The sequence below is a fragment of the Chelativorans alearensis genome (genome assembly GCF_010993735.1).
GTDB classification, from domain to species: Bacteria; Pseudomonadota; Alphaproteobacteria; order Rhizobiales; family Rhizobiaceae; genus Chelativorans; species Chelativorans alearense.
On the sequence record NZ_WQNI01000009.1, the window covers coordinates 221,930 to 238,649 of the forward strand.

Sequence of the window (16,720 nt, forward strand, 5' to 3'; positions counted from 1 at the left end):
ACCGCCTTGAGCTGCCGACGAGCAGGCGGTAGGACAGATCCAACCGCTATCCTCGAGGAGGCGCCCATGCTCGCGCGGCCGGAAAAGTACCAATGCATCGAGTGCGGCAAGGCCATGGGCACGCCCGACTTCGCCTATCACGAGGGGCGCATCGAGCATGGCCCTGCCTACTGGTGCGACCGCGGTATCCTCTGCTCCATCCAATGCTCTTTGGCCCACCACCAAAAGCGCCAGGCAGAAGGCACGCAGCCGCAGCGACCAGCACCGAATCCCTTCGAAGACGATTGAGCACGGCTCGAAGGCGTCGGCGCCCGCGACCACATCGGCTTCCAATCTCCCTCCCCGCAACGTGGCGGAACGGCTAGAGACCCGACGCCTCGCGCTTGACGGCGCGCCAGCCGATGTCGCGGCGGCAGAAACCTTGCGGCCAGTCGATGCGGTCGACGGCGCGATAGGCTGCCTCGCGCGCCGCGGTGACGTTCGCGCCCAGCGCCGTCACGTTCAAGACGCGCCCGCCATTGGCGACGAGCACGCCGTCGCGTAGCGCGGTGCCTGCGTGGAATATCTCGACACCTTCCTCGCCCGCCGCTTCAACACCTTTGATCACGCTGCCCTTCTTGGGGGCTGCGGGGTAACCGTCGGCCGCCAGCACCACGGTCAGCGCCGCCTCGTCGCGCCAGCGCGCCGACATGTGCGCCAATTGGCCGTCGGCGGCGCCCTTCACCAAGGCGAGGAGATCGTCCTTGAGGCGGGGCATCAGCACCTGACATTCCGGATCGCCGAAGCGGACATTGTATTCGATGAGGCTCGGGCCGTCGGGGGTGATCATCAGCCCCGCATAGAGCACGCCGGTGAACGGCGCGCCCATTTCCGCCATACCCTTCAGGGTCGGCTCGATGATCTCGCGCATGCAACGCTCGACCATCGCCTCGGTCATCACCGGCGCCGGTGAATAGGCGCCCATGCCACCCGTGTTCGGGCCGGTATCGCCTTCGCGCACGCGTTTGTGGTCCTGTGCCGTGCCGAAGGGCAGCGCCGTCTTGCCGTCGCACAGGCAGAAGAAGCTGGCCTCCTCGCCTTCCAGGAACTCCTCGATCACCACTTCCGCGCCCGAGGCGCCGAAAAGGCCGGAGAAGCAATCGTCAATGGCCGCGTAGGCCTCGTCCTCGCTCATGGCGATCGCGACGCCCTTGCCGGCGGCGAGCCCGTCCGCCTTGACGACGATGGGCGCGCCGACGTTGCGCACATAATCCTTGGCGTGGGTTGCATCGGCAAAGCGGGCATAGGCGGCGGTGGGAATGCCGTAGCGGCTGCACAGGTCCTTGGTGAAGCCTTTGGAGCCCTCCAGGCGTGCCGCTTCCGCCGTCGGACCGAAGACGGGAATGCCGGCGGCGATCAGGTCGTCGGCCAGCCCCGCCACCAGTGGTGCCTCGGGCCCCACCACCACCAGATCGATCGCCTGGCCGTGGCAGAAGTCGACCACCGCCCGGTGATCCTTCTCGCTGAGTGCCACGCACTCGGCGTGCTGCGCGATGCCGGGGTTTCCGGGAGCGGCGTAAAGCTTCTCCAGCATGGGCGAGGCGGCGATCTTCCAGGCCAGCGCGTGTTCGCGACCGCCCGAACCGATGAGGAGAACCTTCATGTCGCCCAAAGCCCTGCTTCAATCCACTCTGCCGGCAACGGGCTATGGCCGAAATGGCCAAAGGTCAAGCGCGCGCTCGGCATGTCCAGAAAGAAGTGAAAGGCCATTCGGGCTTTATACGCCAATCATCGTACCAATCACCGCCGGCATCTTGACGGCGCGCCCGCGCCTTGCCACTCCACAGGGACACAGCGACGAAAGGCAAGGGCATGGATATCATCCAGTCACGGCAGGCACGGGGCCGCGTGGCCGATGCGCCGTCGGGCCATTGGGCCTATCGGCTCCTGCCGCGCGCGGCGTGGCCTTACGCACAGCTTGCGCGGTGGGACAGGCCGATCGGCTGGAAGCTTCTCTTGTGGCCGTGCTGGTGGTCGCTCGCCATGGCGGCGAGTGCGGGCGCCGAGCCCGGCGCGCCGCTTCTGAGCGTCCTGCCGTCGCCCTTTCTGCTGGCGCTCTTCCTCGTCGGCGCGGTCGCCATGCGGGGGGCCGGCTGCACCTACAACGACCTGGTGGACCAGGATATCGACGAGGCGGTGGAGCGCACGCGCTCGCGGCCTCTTCCTTCCGGCCAGGTGTCGCGGCGCCAGGCCTGGGCGTTCCTCCTCGCGCAGGCGCTCGTTGGTCTTCTCGTGCTCGTGCAGTTCAACGGCTTTGCCATCCTTCTCGGCTGCGCATCGCTCCTGGTGGTGGCGGTCTACCCCTTTGCAAAAAGATTCACGAACTGGCCGCAACTCTTTCTGGGGCTTGCCTTTTCATGGGGTGCGCTGCTCGGGTGGGCAGCGCATTTCGGCAGCCTCTCGCTGGCGCCCTTCCTGCTCTACTGCGGCTCCATCCTGTGGGTGATCGGCTACGACACGATCTACGCCCACCAGGACAAGGAGGACGACGCCATCGTCGGTGTGCGCTCCACCGCACGGCTTTTCGGAGAGAAGACGAAACCCTGGCTTATCGGCCTCTACGGCATGGCCCTCCTCTTCTTCGCCGTCGCCTTTGCCAACGCCGCCGTCCCCATGCCGGCACTGGCCGGGCTGGTGGCGGCGGGCGCGCATATGGCGCGGCAGGTGCGCACGCTCGACATCGACGACCCCGACCAGTGCCTGGCGCTCTTCAAGTCCAATTCGGTGGTCGGCTGGCTGATCTTCCTCGGCCTTCTGGGCGGCGGCGTGTGGGCGACGGTCAGCCCTTATTTTTGAGATGGCGTGAGGTTCACCACGGAGAGGTAGTGCATGCCTTCACCCTCGTCCTTCGTCCCTCGACAAGCTCAGGAGGCTCAGGATGAGGGCGAGGCATCGTCGTGCCGGCACTGACCTTGGAGGTCAAGCGCAAACACAAGCCCTCATGGTGAGCCTGTCGAACCACGAGGGCGGGATGTCGCGCATCCCCCCTAAACGCATCGTCCCCTAATCGCGCGCGATGATCTCGTCGCCGTCCACCACAAGGCGCAAGCCGAGCGTGCCCTGCTTGCGGCGGGCGAGGAAGCGCGGGCGGCGCTGGCGCACGGCGCGGCCCTTGCGGCGCTCCTTCGGCGGCTCGGCCTTCACCTGGCCGATGGATTCCTCCAGTGTGCGGGCGACGCCGTCGGCCTCAACCAACAGCATCGGCAGGCGGTAGGCGTCCGCCCAGGCGCGCCAGTCGGCGGCCACGTCGTCCAGATCGCCGGCGACCAGCAGCGGGACCGACAGCATCGGATCGCTGTGGAGCAGTTCCAGCGTCACCGTCACCAGGCCGCCCTCTTCCTCGATGGCCCGCGCGGCGACGCCGCGAAAAGCGCTGGGCGGCAGGGCGAAGGTGACGGGAAGCTGGCTCTTGTCGAGCAGTCGGCGCATGCGCACGCCGCGCTTCGTGATGGTGAACGTCACCTCGCCGAAATCGTCCTGTGTTGCGTAGCTGACCGCCTGGGGCAGGCGGAAGGGGTCGAGCCGCATCTGGCGGCCCGCCCATACCGGCTTGAGACCACTCGCCATTCTTATGTGCCTTCCTGTTACTCCTGAGAGCCCGTTTTCCGGTTCTCTCCGGGCCGCTTTTGCGGCCTCTTATGGAGGAGGAGACTAGCGTGCGGGTGTTACTTCCGGCCTTAGAAAGTCGGTTAAATTTTGCTGACTTGCCAGTTGGTTAGCGCTTTGCAACCGGGTGAAAGATGCCGGAAAGGTTTGTCTACGAAGGGTAAATTCCAGCGAAGCGCACCCGGCTAAATCACCTTCCCCGGATTCATGATCCCCGCCGGGTCGAACGCCTTCTTCACCCGCCGCATCAGGTCGGTTGCCACCGCCGGCTGGGTGGCGATCAGCTCGTCGCGCTTCATCCGCCCGATGCCATGCTCGGCGGAGAACGAGCCGTTCAGTTCGCGCACCACGGCATGCACCGCATCGTTCATGGCGCGGTAGTGTGTGAGATATTCGGCGCGGTTCATGCCCACCGGCTGAGAGACGTTATAGTGCAGGTTGCCGTCGCCCATATGGCCGAAGCAGACGACGCGGCTTCCCGGCAGCACCTTCTGAACCGCCTCCCCCGCCCAGACGATGAACTCCGGGATGGCGGCGACGGGCACGGAGATGTCGTGCTTGATGGAGCCGCCCTCGGGCCTCTGCGCTTCAGACATCGCTTCGCGCAAATGGCGAAGGGCGAGCACCTGCGCCTCGTTCTGAGCGATCACGGCGTCCGCCACGTGCCCGGCTTCAAGCCCCTGCGTCAGCACCTCTTCCATCAGCGCTTGCGCATCCTCGGCCGAGCGGCCGGAGGAGATCTCCAGCATCACATACCAAGGGTGCTCGCCGGCAAGCGGGGGCTGCACGCCGGGTATGTGCTTCAGCACGAAGTCGAGCGGCGTGCGCTCCATCAACTCGAACATGGTGAGCGCGGTGCCGGCCCTATCGTTGGCCGCCTCGAAGAGGGCAAGGGCGGCGATGGGCGAGCCGACCCCGGCTAAGGCGAGTTCACGCCCCTTCGGCTTCGGATAGAGCTTCACGACGGCAGCGGTGATGACGCCGAGCGTGCCTTCGGCGCCGATGAACAGGTTCTTCAGATCGTAGCCGGTGTTGTCCTTCTTGAGCTTCCTCAGGTCGTCCAGCACCTCGCCCGTCGGCAGCACCACCTCCAGCCCTAGGCACAGGTCGCGCGCCGTGCCGTAGGCGAGCGCGCCGATGCCGCCGGCGTTGGACGAAAGGTTGCCGCCGATCTGACAGGAGCCCTGAGAGCCAAGCGATAGCGGAAACAGCCGGTCGTTGGCGCTTGCGGCCTCCTGTAAGGTCTGCAGAACGACGCCGGCTTCGACCACGGCCGTATTAGAGCTAAGGTCGATCTCGCGGATGCGGTTCAGGCGGGAAAGCGAGAGTACCACCTCGCGGCCCGTCGCATCCGGCATCTGCCCGCCGACGAGCCCGGTATTGCCGCCTTGCGGCACGATGGGCGTGCCTGTCTCCGTTGCAAGCTTCAGGATGCGGCCCACCTCTTCGGTGCTACCCGGCTTCAGCACCAGCGACGTGACGCCTGCAAAAAGCCCGCGCGGCTCCTCCAAATGGGGCGCGATATCCTGGGGGACCGTCAGCGCATGGCGCTTGCCGACGATCGCGACGAAGCGGTCGACAATGGCGGGGTCGAGGGTCTCGGGTTTCGTATCCATGGCCGGCAACGCTAGCGCTCCTCGTCTTGTCTGTCACGCGGGGCGGCAGCGCGGGACAGCCGGTCGTTGATGGCCTCTCCGAGACCCGCCATCGGCACCGGCTCGACGGCAATCGTTGCTGCGCCGGCGGCATCGAGCGCCGAAAGGTGCGAGAAGAGGTTAGCAGCAGCCTCGCGCAGATCGCCCGAAGGAGACAGGTTCAGCACCTGCGCCGCCGCCTCCGCCCCCTTCGCCCTTGCCGGACCGAAAGCCAACAGCGCCTCACCCGGCATCACCTCGGCCACACTGAGCCGCATGCGGGCATGGGGCGCGTAGTGGGAGGCAAGCATACCGGGCGCCTCGATCCCCTTCGCACCGCGCGAAAGCGGCATTCCAGCCACCCGCTCGATCTCCTCGGCGGCAACCCCGCCCGGCCGCAGCATTGTCAGGCCCTCGTCCGTCACCTTGAGAATGGTCGATTCAAGCCCCACCGGCGTCGGCCCGCCATCGACGATCAAGGGGATGCGGTCGCCGAGGGCGGTGTCGACGGCTTCCGCCGTCGTGGCGCTGACGCGGCCGGAGATGTTGGCGCTGGGGGCGGCGAGCGGACGGCCGAGGCGGGCGATGACGTCACGGCCGAAGCCCTTCGGACAGCGCAGCGCAACGGTCTCGAGACCGGCCGTCACCAGCGGGTGAACGCCGGAACTCTCTCGATGCGGCAACACCAGGGTGAGCGGCCCCGGCCAGAAAGCCTCGGCCAGCCGCACGGCCAGCGGCGAAAAGACGGCGATGCGCTCGGCCATCTCCTGATCCGCCACATGGGCGATCAGGGGATTGAAGCGCGGCCGGCCCTTGGCCTCGAAGATGCGCGCCACGGCCTCGCCGTTGGTCGCGTCGGCGGCCAGCCCATAGACGGTCTCCGTCGGGATAGCCACCGGCTCCCCGGCCGCCAGCAGGCGGCAGGCTTCCTCCAGTGCCCGGTCTTGCCGCAGGATCTCGGCCAAGAGTACGCGTCTCCTTTTCCGAGCGGTGCCTACCCTGCCGGCGCTTGGCGGGCAAGAGTGGTGCAACGGATTGCCCTGAAAGGGATATGCTGTCGCGGAACGATACCGTTAGAATGCCGCCTTTCCCATCACCCGTTTATTAATCCCCCGGCGCTACCTTTCCGTGAAAGCGGGCGGGGGATTGTCGCAATGAGGATACGCATTATCGGGCCGTTGGTGGTGGCTGCCGTTCTGGCGGCCGGTCATGCCGGCGCCTCCTCCATTCTCGAGCTCGAGGCGATGGAGTTGGATACCGCCGCTGAGGCCGCACCGGGCGAAGCGCCTGTCGCCATCAGCACTTCCGTTTCGATCATCGGCGAGCCGGAGGTGACCTTCGAGAGCACCGCCGCCGTCAAGAAGGAAGACAGGCGCCGTTTCGATCCCGCCCCTCTGGTCATTCGCGGCGGTCTTGCGGGCGATCCCTTCGTGCATGCCGCGCCCAAGCAACCGGCGTCCGCCGCCCCGCGCCAGGCAAGCGCGCCCGCAGCCGCCGCACCGGCGCCGGCCGCCCCCCCGTCGCCGGTTGTCAGGAGACCCGAATAAGCCGGCTTGACGGCTCTGCCCTTCCGGCGCAACGTCCGCCCGTTCGATTGGTTGAGAGGGCGGACAATGCTCACGTTCATGAAGATCCTGCACCTGTTCGGCCTCATGCTGGGCGCCGGCGGCGGCCTTGGAAGCATGATGGTCGGCATCCAGGCAAAACGCGCGGAGGGACCGCCGCCGCCCGCCCTCCTCGCGCTCAGGAAGAACTTCGCGCTTGCCGCCCTGACCGGCGTCCTGCTCCTCTGGGTGACGGGCCTGTGGATGTGGCTAGTCGACTATGGCGGCGCCTGGCTCGGCACCGCCTTCGCGCTGAAGATCCTCGCCGCGGCAGCGATCCTCGCCATCCTCATCGCCGCGCGTATCGCCATGGCGCGCACTGCGCCCGGCAGCCCGCCGCCGGCCTTCCTCCAGCGGCTGGGGCCGGTCTCGGGCCTCTTGTCCTACATCGCCGTGGCGCTGGCGGTGATCGTCTTTACCTGAATTTAACCGGCGATCTTCGAGAAGTCGGCCACCTGAACCGTCGCCTCGCGGATGCGGGACAGAAGCGCCAGGCGGTTGGCGCGAAGTGAATCATTCTCGATATTTACGAGAATATCTTCAAAAAACGAGTCAACCGGTCCGCGAAGATCGGCCAGCGCCTTCATGGCAGCGGAAAAGTCTTGCTTTTGAATCGCTTCGCCGGCTTTCTTCTCGGCCTGATTCACGGCCTCGAAAAGTCGAATCTCGGCGCCTTCCTGCAAGAGCGCGGGATCGACGGCATCGGCAATCCGCGTACCCTTTTTCTCCTCGATGTCGACGATGCTCGCCGCCCGGTTAGTGCCGGCGAGCAAGTTCTTGCCGTCCTCGGTTTCGAGCAGTTCCGAGAGGGCCTCGACGCGGCGGACGGTGAGGAGGAGGTCGTCGTTCTGCGCCTCCCCGCCGCCGCTCGCCAACACGGCGTCGATGAGGTCGTAGCGAGCGCCCTGGTCGCGGAGATAGACTTTTAGGCGGTCGTGGAAGAAGGAGAGGAGATCTTGATGCAGAGGATGGGCACCAAACAGATTATGCGACGCCTCTTCAAGAAGAACATACTCTGAATCGTCTACACCCTCGAATCTGTTGACCGCTATTGCGTTAAGCGTGAACTTCGCGGCGCTTTCCAGTTCTTTCCTCAAAGAATCATCTACCTGTACAGATTCATCATGAATAAATTCTTCCAATGCAATATTGTTTATCAAATCAAGCTGAACTTGAAAATCCTCCAAGCTCTCTTTGTACTGATCATTCTTTTGAATGGTATAAACAGGCAGCAAATTAAGTGGTAAGCGAACCCCATTCTCCACCACGATCCTGATCACCCCCAGTGCCGCTCTTCTCAGCGCGTAAGGGTCCTTGCTCCCAGTCGGCCTCTCATCGATCGCCCAGAAGCCCACAAGCATGTCGAGCTTGTCGGCCAGTGCCACGGCCACCGATACAGGGTCCGTCGGGACCACGTCGGAGGGTCCTAGCGGCTTGTAGTGCTCCTCCAGCGCCGCCGCCACGGAAGCATGCTCCCCCTGCAGCTCGGCGTATTTCCGACCCATCGCCCCCTGTAGCTCCGGGAACTCCCCCACCACCTCCGTCGTGAGATCCGCCTTGGCGAGCACCGCCGCGCGCTCGGCCAGATCGGGATCGGCGCCGACGATGAGCGCAAGCTCGCGCGCCAGCCGCCGGATGCGCTCCACGCGCTCACCTTGCGTGCCGAGCTTCGCGTGGAAGGTGACGTTCAGATGGTCGAGCCGCGCCATGCGCTGGTCGAGCGGCTTGTCGAGGTCGAGGCCGAACTTTTCCGCCGAAGCGTTCAAGGTGGCGAGGTCCGGCAGGTCGGCCTGGTCCGTCTTCCAGAAATAGAACGCGTCGGAGAGGCGGGCGCGGACCACCTTGCCGTTGCCGTAGGCGATCTCCCTGCCGCCGTCCTTGGCCTCGATATTAGCGGTTATGACGAAGCGGTTGGAAAGCTTCTCCGCTTCCCCTTGCGGGCGGGTGACGAAGCACTTCTGGTTGGCGCGGATCGTCAGGCGGACGACCTCGGGCGGGATCGCCAGATAGTCCTCCTCGAACTCGCCCATCAGCACTACCGGCCATTCGACGAGGCCGGAGACCTCCTCCAGAAGCCCCTCGTCCTCTACCAGTTCCAGCCCGTTGGCGAAGGCCAGGTTCCTGGCGTCGTCAAGGATCATGCGCTTGCGGCGTTCGGGGTCGAGCACGACCTTGGCCTTCTCGAGGCTCGCCACATAGTCGTCGAAACGGCGCACGGTGATCGCCTCGGGCGCGTGGAAGCGGTGGCCGTAGGTGACGTTGCCAGAGCGGATGCCGTCGACCGCGAAGTCGACCACCACCGGCTCCTCCGTCTCCGGGCCGAAGGTGCACAGGATCGATTGCAAGGGACGCACCCAGCGAAGCGATCCGGGGTTCTTCGAGGCCGCCCCCCAGCGCATGGATTTCGGCCACGGGAAGTCGCGGATGATGCCGGGCATCATCTCGGCGACGATCTCTTCGGCAGCCCTCCCCTTCTTCTCGATCACGGCGACGTAGAAATCGCCCTTCTTCGGGTCGGTCTGCACCTTGGCCTCACCGACGGAGGAAAGACCGGCCGCCCGCAGAAAGCCTTGAACCGCCTTTTCCGGCGCATCGACACGCGGCCCCTTGCGCTCCTCGCGCACATCCCTGGAGCGGACGGTGACGCCGCGCACGTCGAGCGTCAGGCGGCGCGGGGTCCAGTATTCCTGGCAACCCTCATAGGTCAGCCCGGCTTCCACCAGACCGTCGGTGACCAGCTTCTTCAGGTCGCCCGCCGCCTTGCGCTGCATGCGGGCGGGGATTTCTTCCGAGCGAAGTTCAAGAAGCAGGTCTGGCATGGATCAATTCTTTCGTGAGGGTCCGGCGCGGCAATAGCAAGTCCGCTGTCCCCTGTCACCTTTTTGGATGGCAATCCGATACACGACAACGCAAACAGCTGCGTCCGCGAGGGGATGAGATTGTCGTCCCAACTTCATCCCGCTCCAGACATAAAAAAATTTCACCCGCCATGTCGGACCGGCGGGCACATGCCCGTCCTCGGGACGAAATCCCCGATGAACCAAGTAAGGCGCGCTGAAGCGGCGGTCGCTTCAGACAAGGGAGTCTTGCGCGCCGAACCGCGGCTTAACGGTAGCTTAACGGCGCCGCCACGCCCGGTTCAGCCGCCATGTGCACAATGGGGAAAGGATGAACTCTCGGCCGGCCAGGAGGAAGAAGAGGCCGGGAGGTTCGGGAAAAGGAAAGGGACGATGAAAGCCGCTTCGACGCTCATTCAGGTCTTCGCACTCAGCGCCTGCCTCGCAGTGCAGGCCTCGTCGGGCGGCGAACTCAAAATGGCCGGCGTGCGCCGCGCGATCCAGACCATCGCGACAACCGGAGCCTCCACGCAGCTCATGCTGCCGGCCGAAATAGAGGCTGCCGACGACGGCGCCGCCTTTACCGGTTGACCCTCAGGCCGCTTCCGCCAATCCGCCAGCTTGCGTCTTCAGGAACGCCTCTCCACAGGCCTTCGCTAGGTCGCGCACGCGCAGGATGTAGCTCTGCCGCTCGGTCACCGAGATGACGCCGCGCGCGTCCATGAGATTGAAGACGTGGGAGGCCTTGATGCACTGGTCGTAGGCTGGGAAGACCATCCTGTGCAGGGCGGAATTGTCGGTGGAGGACGGCGCTCCCGCCTTAAGCAGCGCCCGGCATTCCTTCTCCGCATCCTCGAAATGGCGGAAGAGCATGGCGGTGTCGGCGTATTCGAAATTGTGCCGCGAATACTCCTGTTCCGCCTGCAGGAAGACCTCGCCATAGGTCACCTTGTCCGGGCCTTCCAGCCCGTTGAAGTTGAGGTCGTAGACGTTGTCGACGCCCTGCACATACATGGCAAGCCGCTCCAGCCCGTAGGTGAGCTCGCCCGAGACCGGCGCGCATTCTATGCCGCACACCTGCTGGAAATAGGTGAACTGCGAGACCTCCATGCCGTCGCACCAGCATTCCCAGCCGAGCCCCCAGGAACCCGTCGTCGGGTTCTCCCAGTCGTCCTCCACGAAGCGAATGTCGTGGGTGAGCGGGTCGAGGCTGATGGCCGCCAGCGAGCCGAGATAGAGCTCCTGGAGATTGGAGGGATTGGGCTTCAGGATCACCTGATACTGGTAGTAGTGCTGCAGCCGGTTGGGGTTTTCGCCGTAGCGGCCGTCCTTCGGCCGGCGCGAGGGCTGCACGTAGGCGGCGTTCCACGGCCGCGGCCCCAGGGCGCGCAGCGTTGTCGCCGGATGCAGCGTGCCGGCGCCCACCTCCATGTCATAGGGCTGCAGGATAACGCAGCCGCGCTCCGCCCAGTAGTTGTGGAGCGTCAGGATAAGGCCCTGGAACGAGCGGGCGGGATGCATGTGCGGCAAGGGTTCGGCGTTCACGCGGGCGTCTCCGGCGATTGCGGGCGCTTCGTCCTATTGCGCGGGGGTGTGGGCGTCAAGCGGGGGCAGGTGGTGCCGAGCGCCGTCTTCGACGTCACCTTTCGCCCCTTTCCCTCGACGGCAGTTTCAATTCCTGACCGGCACCAACGCGATCCGGGTCACCTCGCAGGAACGGGTTCAGCTCGAGGATATCGTGGTAGCGGTTCCCGTCGCCCAGCTCTTCCACGGCGATGGACCACAGGGTCTGCCCCGGCTTCACCGTGTAGGACCTTGTTGAAGCCGCATCCGCCGGTGCGCCGGCTTCCCCAGTGTTACCGTCGTTCATTGCGTTGCGCGCCGTGCCGGCGGCGTCGGCAAACTTCTTGCCCTCCTCGGGCGGCAGGCCCTCGGCCAGCTTCTTCTCCACTTCGGCCAGAAGCTCGGGCTCGGGCTCGAGGCTGCGCGCGTGCGACCACTGGAAATGCGCCTCCAGCCGGCGGCCGACGCGCCAGTAGGCGTCGCCCAGATGATCGTTGAGCACCGCATCGTCCGGGCGCAGGGAGACCGCGCGCTCCAGCTGCTCGACCGCCTCCTCGTATTCGCCCAGCCGGTAATGCGCCCAGCCGAGCGAATCGACGATGTAGCCGTCGCTGGGCCTGAGCTCCACGGCGCGGCGGATGAGGTCCATCGCCTCCTCCAGGTGCATGTTCATGTCGACCCAGGAATAGCCGAGGTAGTTCATGACCTGGGGATGGTCGGGGTAGAGTTCCAGCGCCGTCTTGAAGTTCGGCTCGGCCTTCTCCCATTCCTTCAGCCGCTCATAGGCGATGCCGCGCTGATAGAAGATGTTCCAGTGCTGGCGCTCCGGCTCTTCGATCTGGTCCACCGCACGGTCGTATAGGTCGGCGGCGGAACGGTAGTCCTTCTGCGCGGCATAGACCCCGCCGAGGGCGAGATAGGCACGCATGTCTGACGGATCGGCGTCCAAAACCCTCTTCAGATGATCGACCGCCTCGTCGTTGCGATCGAGGTCGGCGAGGTTGAGGCCGATCTGGAACTCGGCGATGCGCGCCCATGGCGAGCTTTCGTCGATTTGCTCGTAGAAGGCGATGGCGCGCTCGGATTCCTGCTGCCTTTCGGCCACTTGCGCAAGCTGCAGGAGAATGGCGTCGTTTCCGGGTCGCAGCGCCTCCGCGAAACGAAGGTAGAGCCGGACAAAGGCATCGCCGCCGCCGCTGGCAAGCTCGGTGGCGATGTTGAGCAGGATTTCCGATGCTCCTCCGGCGAGTGCCGCCACCGGCGGGACGAGTGTTTCGCCGGCCGTCAGCCGCTCGCGCAGCACGGGGATCGAGGCGACTGCGCCGCCCAGCTCCTCCGTCCGGTCGAGCACCTCCATCGCTTTCTCGGGCTCACCAAGTTGCGACAGATGGGCGGCATAGGCCTCGCCCAGGCGCCCAAGCGTCTCCGGCGCCACGGAACGGGGCGCGATCCCGCCGAACAGCCCCTCGAAGGCCTCCGTGGCTTGCGGCTCCCTGCCGCCCTGGCTCAACATAAGCGCACGGTGGTAGTCCTTGAACAAACCGTACCAACTCGGCCCATCGAGACCGTCCAGTTGGTCTAGCGCGCCGTCCAGGTCGCCCTGCCCCGCGATGCTCCAGGCGGTCATGATGCCGGTGATCAGCCGGTCAAGGTCGGATTCCACGACGATCTCCAGCCAACGCTCGGCGGCGGCGAAATCGTCCTTGCGAAGAGCGTCCACGGCAAGCGTCAGCCGCGAGAAGCGCTCCACCTCGGGCTCCGACTTCAGTTTTTCGGCGTGGGGCAGCGCCTCGTCCAGCCGGCCCTGCGAGACGAGCGCCAGGAGCAGGTTCTGTTGCAGCGCCACGTTGTCAGGATCGTAGGAGAGCGCGCGTTCGTAATAGGTGGCCGCGCTTTCCAGGTCGTCGTCGGCTTCCGCCGCCCTGCCGGCAAGATAGGCGCCGGAGAAGGAATGGGTGGGCACGGTCTCGACCGGCTTCGTCGTCTCTTTGGCGAATCCCGCATCGAGCGAGAATGCCATGAACGCCGCCAGCGCCGCGGTCGCTTTCAATCCTGTTTTCATCCGCCGCATTTTATCCCTTCTGTCCAGCCGTATCCGTTGCAGCGCCCGGCAGCGCTGGAAGGCTGTCCCCTATGGCAAGAGCATGGCCTTTTTGCGATGAGGCTTCAACGTGTAATGGCAATTTTCGGCCGATCGCCGATCACGTCACCCGGCTGATGCAGAAATCGATGACGTCGAAGAGTGCCGCTTTCTGCGGTGTGGACTTCAGGGGCGCCAGCGCGTCGCGGGCGATCTCGCCGAAATGGCGGGCGCGGCCGATCGTATCGCCGATGGCGCCGTGCTTGTTCATCAGGTTGATGGCCTTTTCGAGCGCGGCACCATCGCACTCGTTCTCCTCGATGGCGCGTTTCCAGAAGTGGCGCTCCTCCTCGGAGCCGCGGCGGTAGCTGAGGATCACCGGCAAGGTCACCTTGCCCTCGCGGAAATCGTCGCCGATGTTCTTGCCGAGATCGCTGCTGTTGCCTCCATAGTCCAGCGCATCGTCGACGAGCTGGAAGGCGAGGCCGAGATTTGCACCGAAGGAGCGGAGTGCGGCGCGGTCGTTGCGCGAGGCCTCGGCGATCACCGGGCCAACCTCGGCCGCAGCGGAAAAGAGCGCGGCTGTCTTGGCCTTGATGACCGCCAGATACTCGTCTTCCGTCGTCTCCAGGTTTTTGGCCACGCCAAGCTGCATGACTTCGCCTTCGGCGATGACGGAGGCAGCGGCGGAAAGAATATCGAGCGCGTCCAGAGAGCCGACGTCGACCATCATGCGGAAGGCCTGGCCAAGCAGGAAATCGCCGACCAAAACGCTCGCCTGGTTGCCCCAGATCATGCGCGCTGTCTTGCGGCCGCGCCGCATGTCGCTCTCGTCCACCACGTCGTCGTGCAGGAGCGTGGCCGTGTGCATGAACTCCACGCTGGTGGCGAGCTTCACGTGGCCTTCGCCCGCATAGCCGAACATCTGTGCCGCGGCCAGCGTCACCATGGGGCGGAGGCGTTTTCCCCCGGAGGAGATCAAGTGGCGGGCAAGCTCGGGGATCAATTCTACGTCCGAGCCGGCCTTGGAGAGGATGAGCTCGTTGACGCGCCCCATATCCTCCTTGGTCAGGTCGATCAGACCCTCGATCGAAGCCGCACCGCGTTTGCCGCCTTCGAGATTCACTACGACGCCCACCGGGAGATCCTCCATTCCACTGGTTTCCGGGCAGACGCCCGGTTCGGACTGTATGGCCGCAATCGCCCTTGCCGCAAGCGGCGAATTCGCGCGTCAGCGGGTTAGGACAACCGCTCGGCATTTACAAGCGTCGGTCAACCTGCCAACGTCGCTGACCATGATCGAGCTCATCCGCACCAACGACGCCGTTACCATCTCCTTCATAGAGAGCCTGCTGCGCGATGCCGGCATCGACTATCTGGTCGCCGACCAGAACATGAGCATCATGGAAGGCTCGCTCGGGGTGCTGCCACGCCGCGTGCTCGTCGATGCGGTAGAGGCGGAAACGGCGCGGCGACTTCTGGCCGATGCCGGCGTGATGGATGGCGGCGACGCCGGCTGAGCCGATGCGCGAAGCGATGGCCTTCACCACCGACGCCTTTCACCGCGGCCGATTCCATCTCGTTCAGCCTGCGGGCAAAGGGCACCGTGCCGGCCTCGACGCCATGCTGCTCGCCGGTGCAGTGCCGGAAGGCTTCGGCGGGCTCCTGGCCGATCTGGGCGCCGGCGCCGGCGCGGTGGGCTTTGCCGTCGCCGCGCGCTGCGCGAAGGCGCATGTCGTGCTGGTGGAGCGGGCGGCGGAGATGGCGGCCTGCGCGCGCGAAAGCCTCGCCCTGCCTGAGAACGACGTACTGGCGTCCCGGATCGCCGTTGTCGAGACGGATGTGGAGCTGTCCGGCCGGGAGCGGCAGAGCGCAGGGCTTGCCGACCGATCCTTCGACTTCGTCGTCATGAACCCGCCCTTCAACACCGCGCGCGACAGGGCGACGCCGGATACGCTCAAGCGGCAGGCGCATGTGATGGAGGACGGCCTGTTCGAGCGCTGGCTGAGGACGGCGGCCGCCATCGCGAAGCCCGGCGCCGGGCTGGCGATCATCGCCCGCCCCGGCTCGATCGCCGAAATCCTCGCCGCGCTGGCCGGCCGCTTCGGCAGCCCGGAGGTCATGCCCATCCACCCGCGCCCGCCGGTAGAGGCGATCCGTATTATCGTCAGGGCACGCAAGGGCGCACGGGGCGGCCTGCGCCTTCAGCCGCCGCTCGTGCTGCATGGAGAGAGCCATGGCTTTACGCAACGCGCCGAGATGGTGATCAACGGCCGAGCAACCCTTTTTGGCGATTGACGTTCATTCATGCCGCGCGCCATTGCGCGGCGATGGCAAATGCCTACATGAAAGCCGACCCGAGGCACTGGAGACCCCGCATTGAAACAGCCGCTGTCGCGCCTTCTGCCGAAATCGCTCCGTTCCGACATCGTCACCATCCCGGTCATCAGGCTGCAAGGCACCATCATGGCCAGCGGCAGCCCAGTGCGCCAGCACCTTTCGCTCGCTTCCACCGCCGGTCTCATCGAGAAGGCATTTTCCTATTCGGCGCCAGCGGTAGCGATCGCGCTCAACTCGCCCGGCGGCTCGCCGGTGCAATCGCGCCTCATCTACAAGCGCATCCGCGATCTGGCGGAGGAAAAGACCCGGAAGGTGTTCGTCTTCGTCGAGGACGTGGCGGCTTCCGGCGGCTACATGATCGCGCTCGCCGGCGATGAGATCATCGCCGACCCCTCTTCCATCGTCGGCTCTATCGGCGTGGTGTCGTCCGGCTTCGGTTTCCAGGAGATGATCGGCAAGATCGGCATCGAGCGGCGCATGCACACGTCCGGCCGCAACAAGGCGATCCTCGACCCCTTCCAGCCCGAAAAGAAAGAGGATGTGGAGCATCTGAAGTCGATCCAGGAAGAGCTGCACCAAGCCTTCATCGCGCTAGTGAAGGCGCGGCGCGGAGCCAGGCTCGCCGATGACGACGACCTCTTCACAGGCCTGTTCTGGAGCGGCGAGCGGGGCAAGGCGCTGGGGCTTGTGGACGGGCTCTCCGACATGCGCTCCTATCTGAGGAGCCGTTATGGCGACAAGACCCGGCTCAAGCTGGTGAGCCAGCCGCGCGGCCTGTTCGGGCGCCGGCTGACGCTTTTCGGCGCGGCGACGCGCGGGGTCGACATCGCCGCCGCGGCCACGGATGGGCTTCTGCAGGCGGCCGAGGAGCAGGCACTGTGGCGCCGCTACGGGCTCTAGTCTGCGCATCGTGCTTTCCGAAAATCGATTCCGATTTTCGGGCCGATGCTGTAGAGCGCCGCGCATCCGGTTCCAATCTTCGAGCCGGTGCTGCCGCGCTTCCTTTGCACCTTTCGG

General features: G+C 65.5%; 17 protein-coding genes. 9 read left to right on the top strand and 8 right to left on the bottom strand.

Features of this window, described 5'->3' with window-relative positions; all coding sequences use genetic code 11:
• Positions 1–66: 66 nt before the first annotated feature.
• Positions 67–288, top strand: coding sequence for a hypothetical protein (locus GPJ75_RS15210; RefSeq protein ID WP_163269169.1), 222 nt, complete (start codon positions 67–69; stop codon positions 286–288).
• A gap of 73 nt (positions 289–361) precedes the next feature.
• Here the strand turns inward: GPJ75_RS15210 and purD are convergent, their stop codons facing one another.
• Positions 362–1,642: a phosphoribosylamine--glycine ligase gene (purD, locus tag GPJ75_RS15215; RefSeq protein WP_163269170.1), complete on the bottom strand. Its 1,281-nt coding sequence runs from the start codon at positions 1,640–1,642 to the stop codon at positions 362–364.
• Between the two features lie 209 nt (positions 1,643–1,851).
• Here purD and ubiA point away from each other — a divergent pair, with 209 nt between their 5' ends.
• Positions 1,852–2,835, top strand: coding sequence for a 4-hydroxybenzoate octaprenyltransferase (gene ubiA / locus GPJ75_RS15220; RefSeq protein WP_163269171.1), 984 nt, complete (start codon positions 1,852–1,854; stop codon positions 2,833–2,835).
• Between the two features lie 207 nt (positions 2,836–3,042).
• Here the strand turns inward: ubiA and GPJ75_RS15225 are convergent, their stop codons facing one another.
• The 3 genes from GPJ75_RS15225 to GPJ75_RS15235 form a co-directional block, all read right to left on the bottom strand.
• Positions 3,043–3,606 carry a DUF6101 family protein gene (locus GPJ75_RS15225; protein ID WP_163269172.1) on the bottom strand — a complete coding sequence of 188 codons (564 nt, stop codon included), beginning with the start codon at positions 3,604–3,606 and terminating at the stop codon, positions 3,043–3,045.
• Between the two features lie 224 nt (positions 3,607–3,830).
• Positions 3,831–5,261: an FAD-binding oxidoreductase gene (locus GPJ75_RS15230; protein ID WP_163269325.1), complete on the bottom strand. Its 1,431-nt coding sequence runs from the start codon at positions 5,259–5,261 to the stop codon at positions 3,831–3,833.
• A gap of 11 nt (positions 5,262–5,272) precedes the next feature.
• On the bottom strand, positions 5,273–6,244 hold the full coding sequence (locus GPJ75_RS15235) for an L-threonylcarbamoyladenylate synthase (protein ID WP_163269173.1): 972 nt from the start codon (positions 6,242–6,244) through the stop codon (positions 5,273–5,275).
• Between the two features lie 189 nt (positions 6,245–6,433).
• Here GPJ75_RS15235 and GPJ75_RS15240 point away from each other — a divergent pair, with 189 nt between their 5' ends.
• Together GPJ75_RS15240 and GPJ75_RS15245 are read left to right on the top strand one after the other, a co-directional pair.
• The gene (locus GPJ75_RS15240; RefSeq protein WP_163269174.1) at positions 6,434–6,826 is read left to right on the top strand and encodes a hypothetical protein; all 393 of its coding nucleotides are present in this window, start codon (positions 6,434–6,436) and stop codon (positions 6,824–6,826) included.
• 66 nt (positions 6,827–6,892) lie between these two features.
• Positions 6,893–7,306, top strand: coding sequence for a hypothetical protein (locus GPJ75_RS15245; protein ID WP_163269175.1), 414 nt, complete (start codon positions 6,893–6,895; stop codon positions 7,304–7,306).
• Between the two features lie 2 nt (positions 7,307–7,308).
• On the opposite strand, the gene glyS is transcribed toward GPJ75_RS15245, so the two are convergent.
• On the bottom strand, positions 7,309–9,702 hold the full coding sequence (glyS, locus tag GPJ75_RS15250; protein ID WP_163269176.1) for a glycine--tRNA ligase subunit beta: 2,394 nt from the start codon (positions 9,700–9,702) through the stop codon (positions 7,309–7,311).
• A 411-nt stretch (positions 9,703–10,113) separates the two neighbouring features.
• Here glyS and GPJ75_RS15255 point away from each other — a divergent pair, with 411 nt between their 5' ends.
• Positions 10,114–10,311, top strand: coding sequence for a hypothetical protein (locus tag GPJ75_RS15255; protein ID WP_163269177.1), 198 nt, complete (start codon positions 10,114–10,116; stop codon positions 10,309–10,311).
• A gap of 3 nt (positions 10,312–10,314) precedes the next feature.
• Here GPJ75_RS15255 and GPJ75_RS15260 read toward each other — a convergent pair whose 3' ends face one another.
• Together GPJ75_RS15260 and GPJ75_RS15265 are read right to left on the bottom strand one after the other, a co-directional pair.
• Positions 10,315–11,265: a glycine--tRNA ligase subunit alpha gene (locus GPJ75_RS15260; RefSeq protein ID WP_205602545.1), complete on the bottom strand. Its 951-nt coding sequence runs from the start codon at positions 11,263–11,265 to the stop codon at positions 10,315–10,317.
• A 94-nt stretch (positions 11,266–11,359) separates the two neighbouring features.
• Entirely contained in the window at positions 11,360–13,303 is a 1,944-nt protein-coding gene (locus GPJ75_RS15265) for a tetratricopeptide repeat protein (RefSeq protein WP_246249072.1), read from the bottom strand.
• Between GPJ75_RS15265 and GPJ75_RS15270 the strand changes: the two genes are divergently transcribed.
• A complete protein-coding gene (locus GPJ75_RS15270; RefSeq protein ID WP_163268977.1) occupies positions 13,302–13,445 on the top strand; it encodes a hypothetical protein in 144 nt (47 codons plus the stop codon). The genes GPJ75_RS15265 and GPJ75_RS15270 overlap by 2 nt on opposite strands.
• A gap of 39 nt (positions 13,446–13,484) precedes the next feature.
• Here the strand turns inward: GPJ75_RS15270 and GPJ75_RS15275 are convergent, their stop codons facing one another.
• Positions 13,485–14,501 (bottom strand): polyprenyl synthetase family protein, encoded by a 1,017-nt coding sequence (locus GPJ75_RS15275; protein WP_163269327.1) that lies wholly within the window; start codon positions 14,499–14,501, stop codon positions 13,485–13,487.
• A gap of 157 nt (positions 14,502–14,658) precedes the next feature.
• Here GPJ75_RS15275 and GPJ75_RS15280 point away from each other — a divergent pair, with 157 nt between their 5' ends.
• From GPJ75_RS15280 to GPJ75_RS15290, 3 genes are all read left to right on the top strand, one after another.
• Positions 14,659–14,883, top strand: a complete 225-nt coding sequence (locus GPJ75_RS15280; protein WP_163269328.1) for a putative signal transducing protein — start codon at positions 14,659–14,661, stop codon at positions 14,881–14,883.
• Complete coding sequence (locus GPJ75_RS15285; RefSeq protein WP_163269179.1) at positions 14,864–15,661, top strand: tRNA1(Val) (adenine(37)-N6)-methyltransferase; 798 nt, start codon at positions 14,864–14,866, stop codon at positions 15,659–15,661. Before GPJ75_RS15280 ends, GPJ75_RS15285 begins: the two co-directional genes overlap by 20 nt.
• A gap of 81 nt (positions 15,662–15,742) precedes the next feature.
• Positions 15,743–16,603, top strand: a complete 861-nt coding sequence (locus GPJ75_RS15290; protein WP_163269180.1) for a S49 family peptidase — start codon at positions 15,743–15,745, stop codon at positions 16,601–16,603.
• The last annotated feature ends 117 nt before the right edge of the window (positions 16,604–16,720 follow it).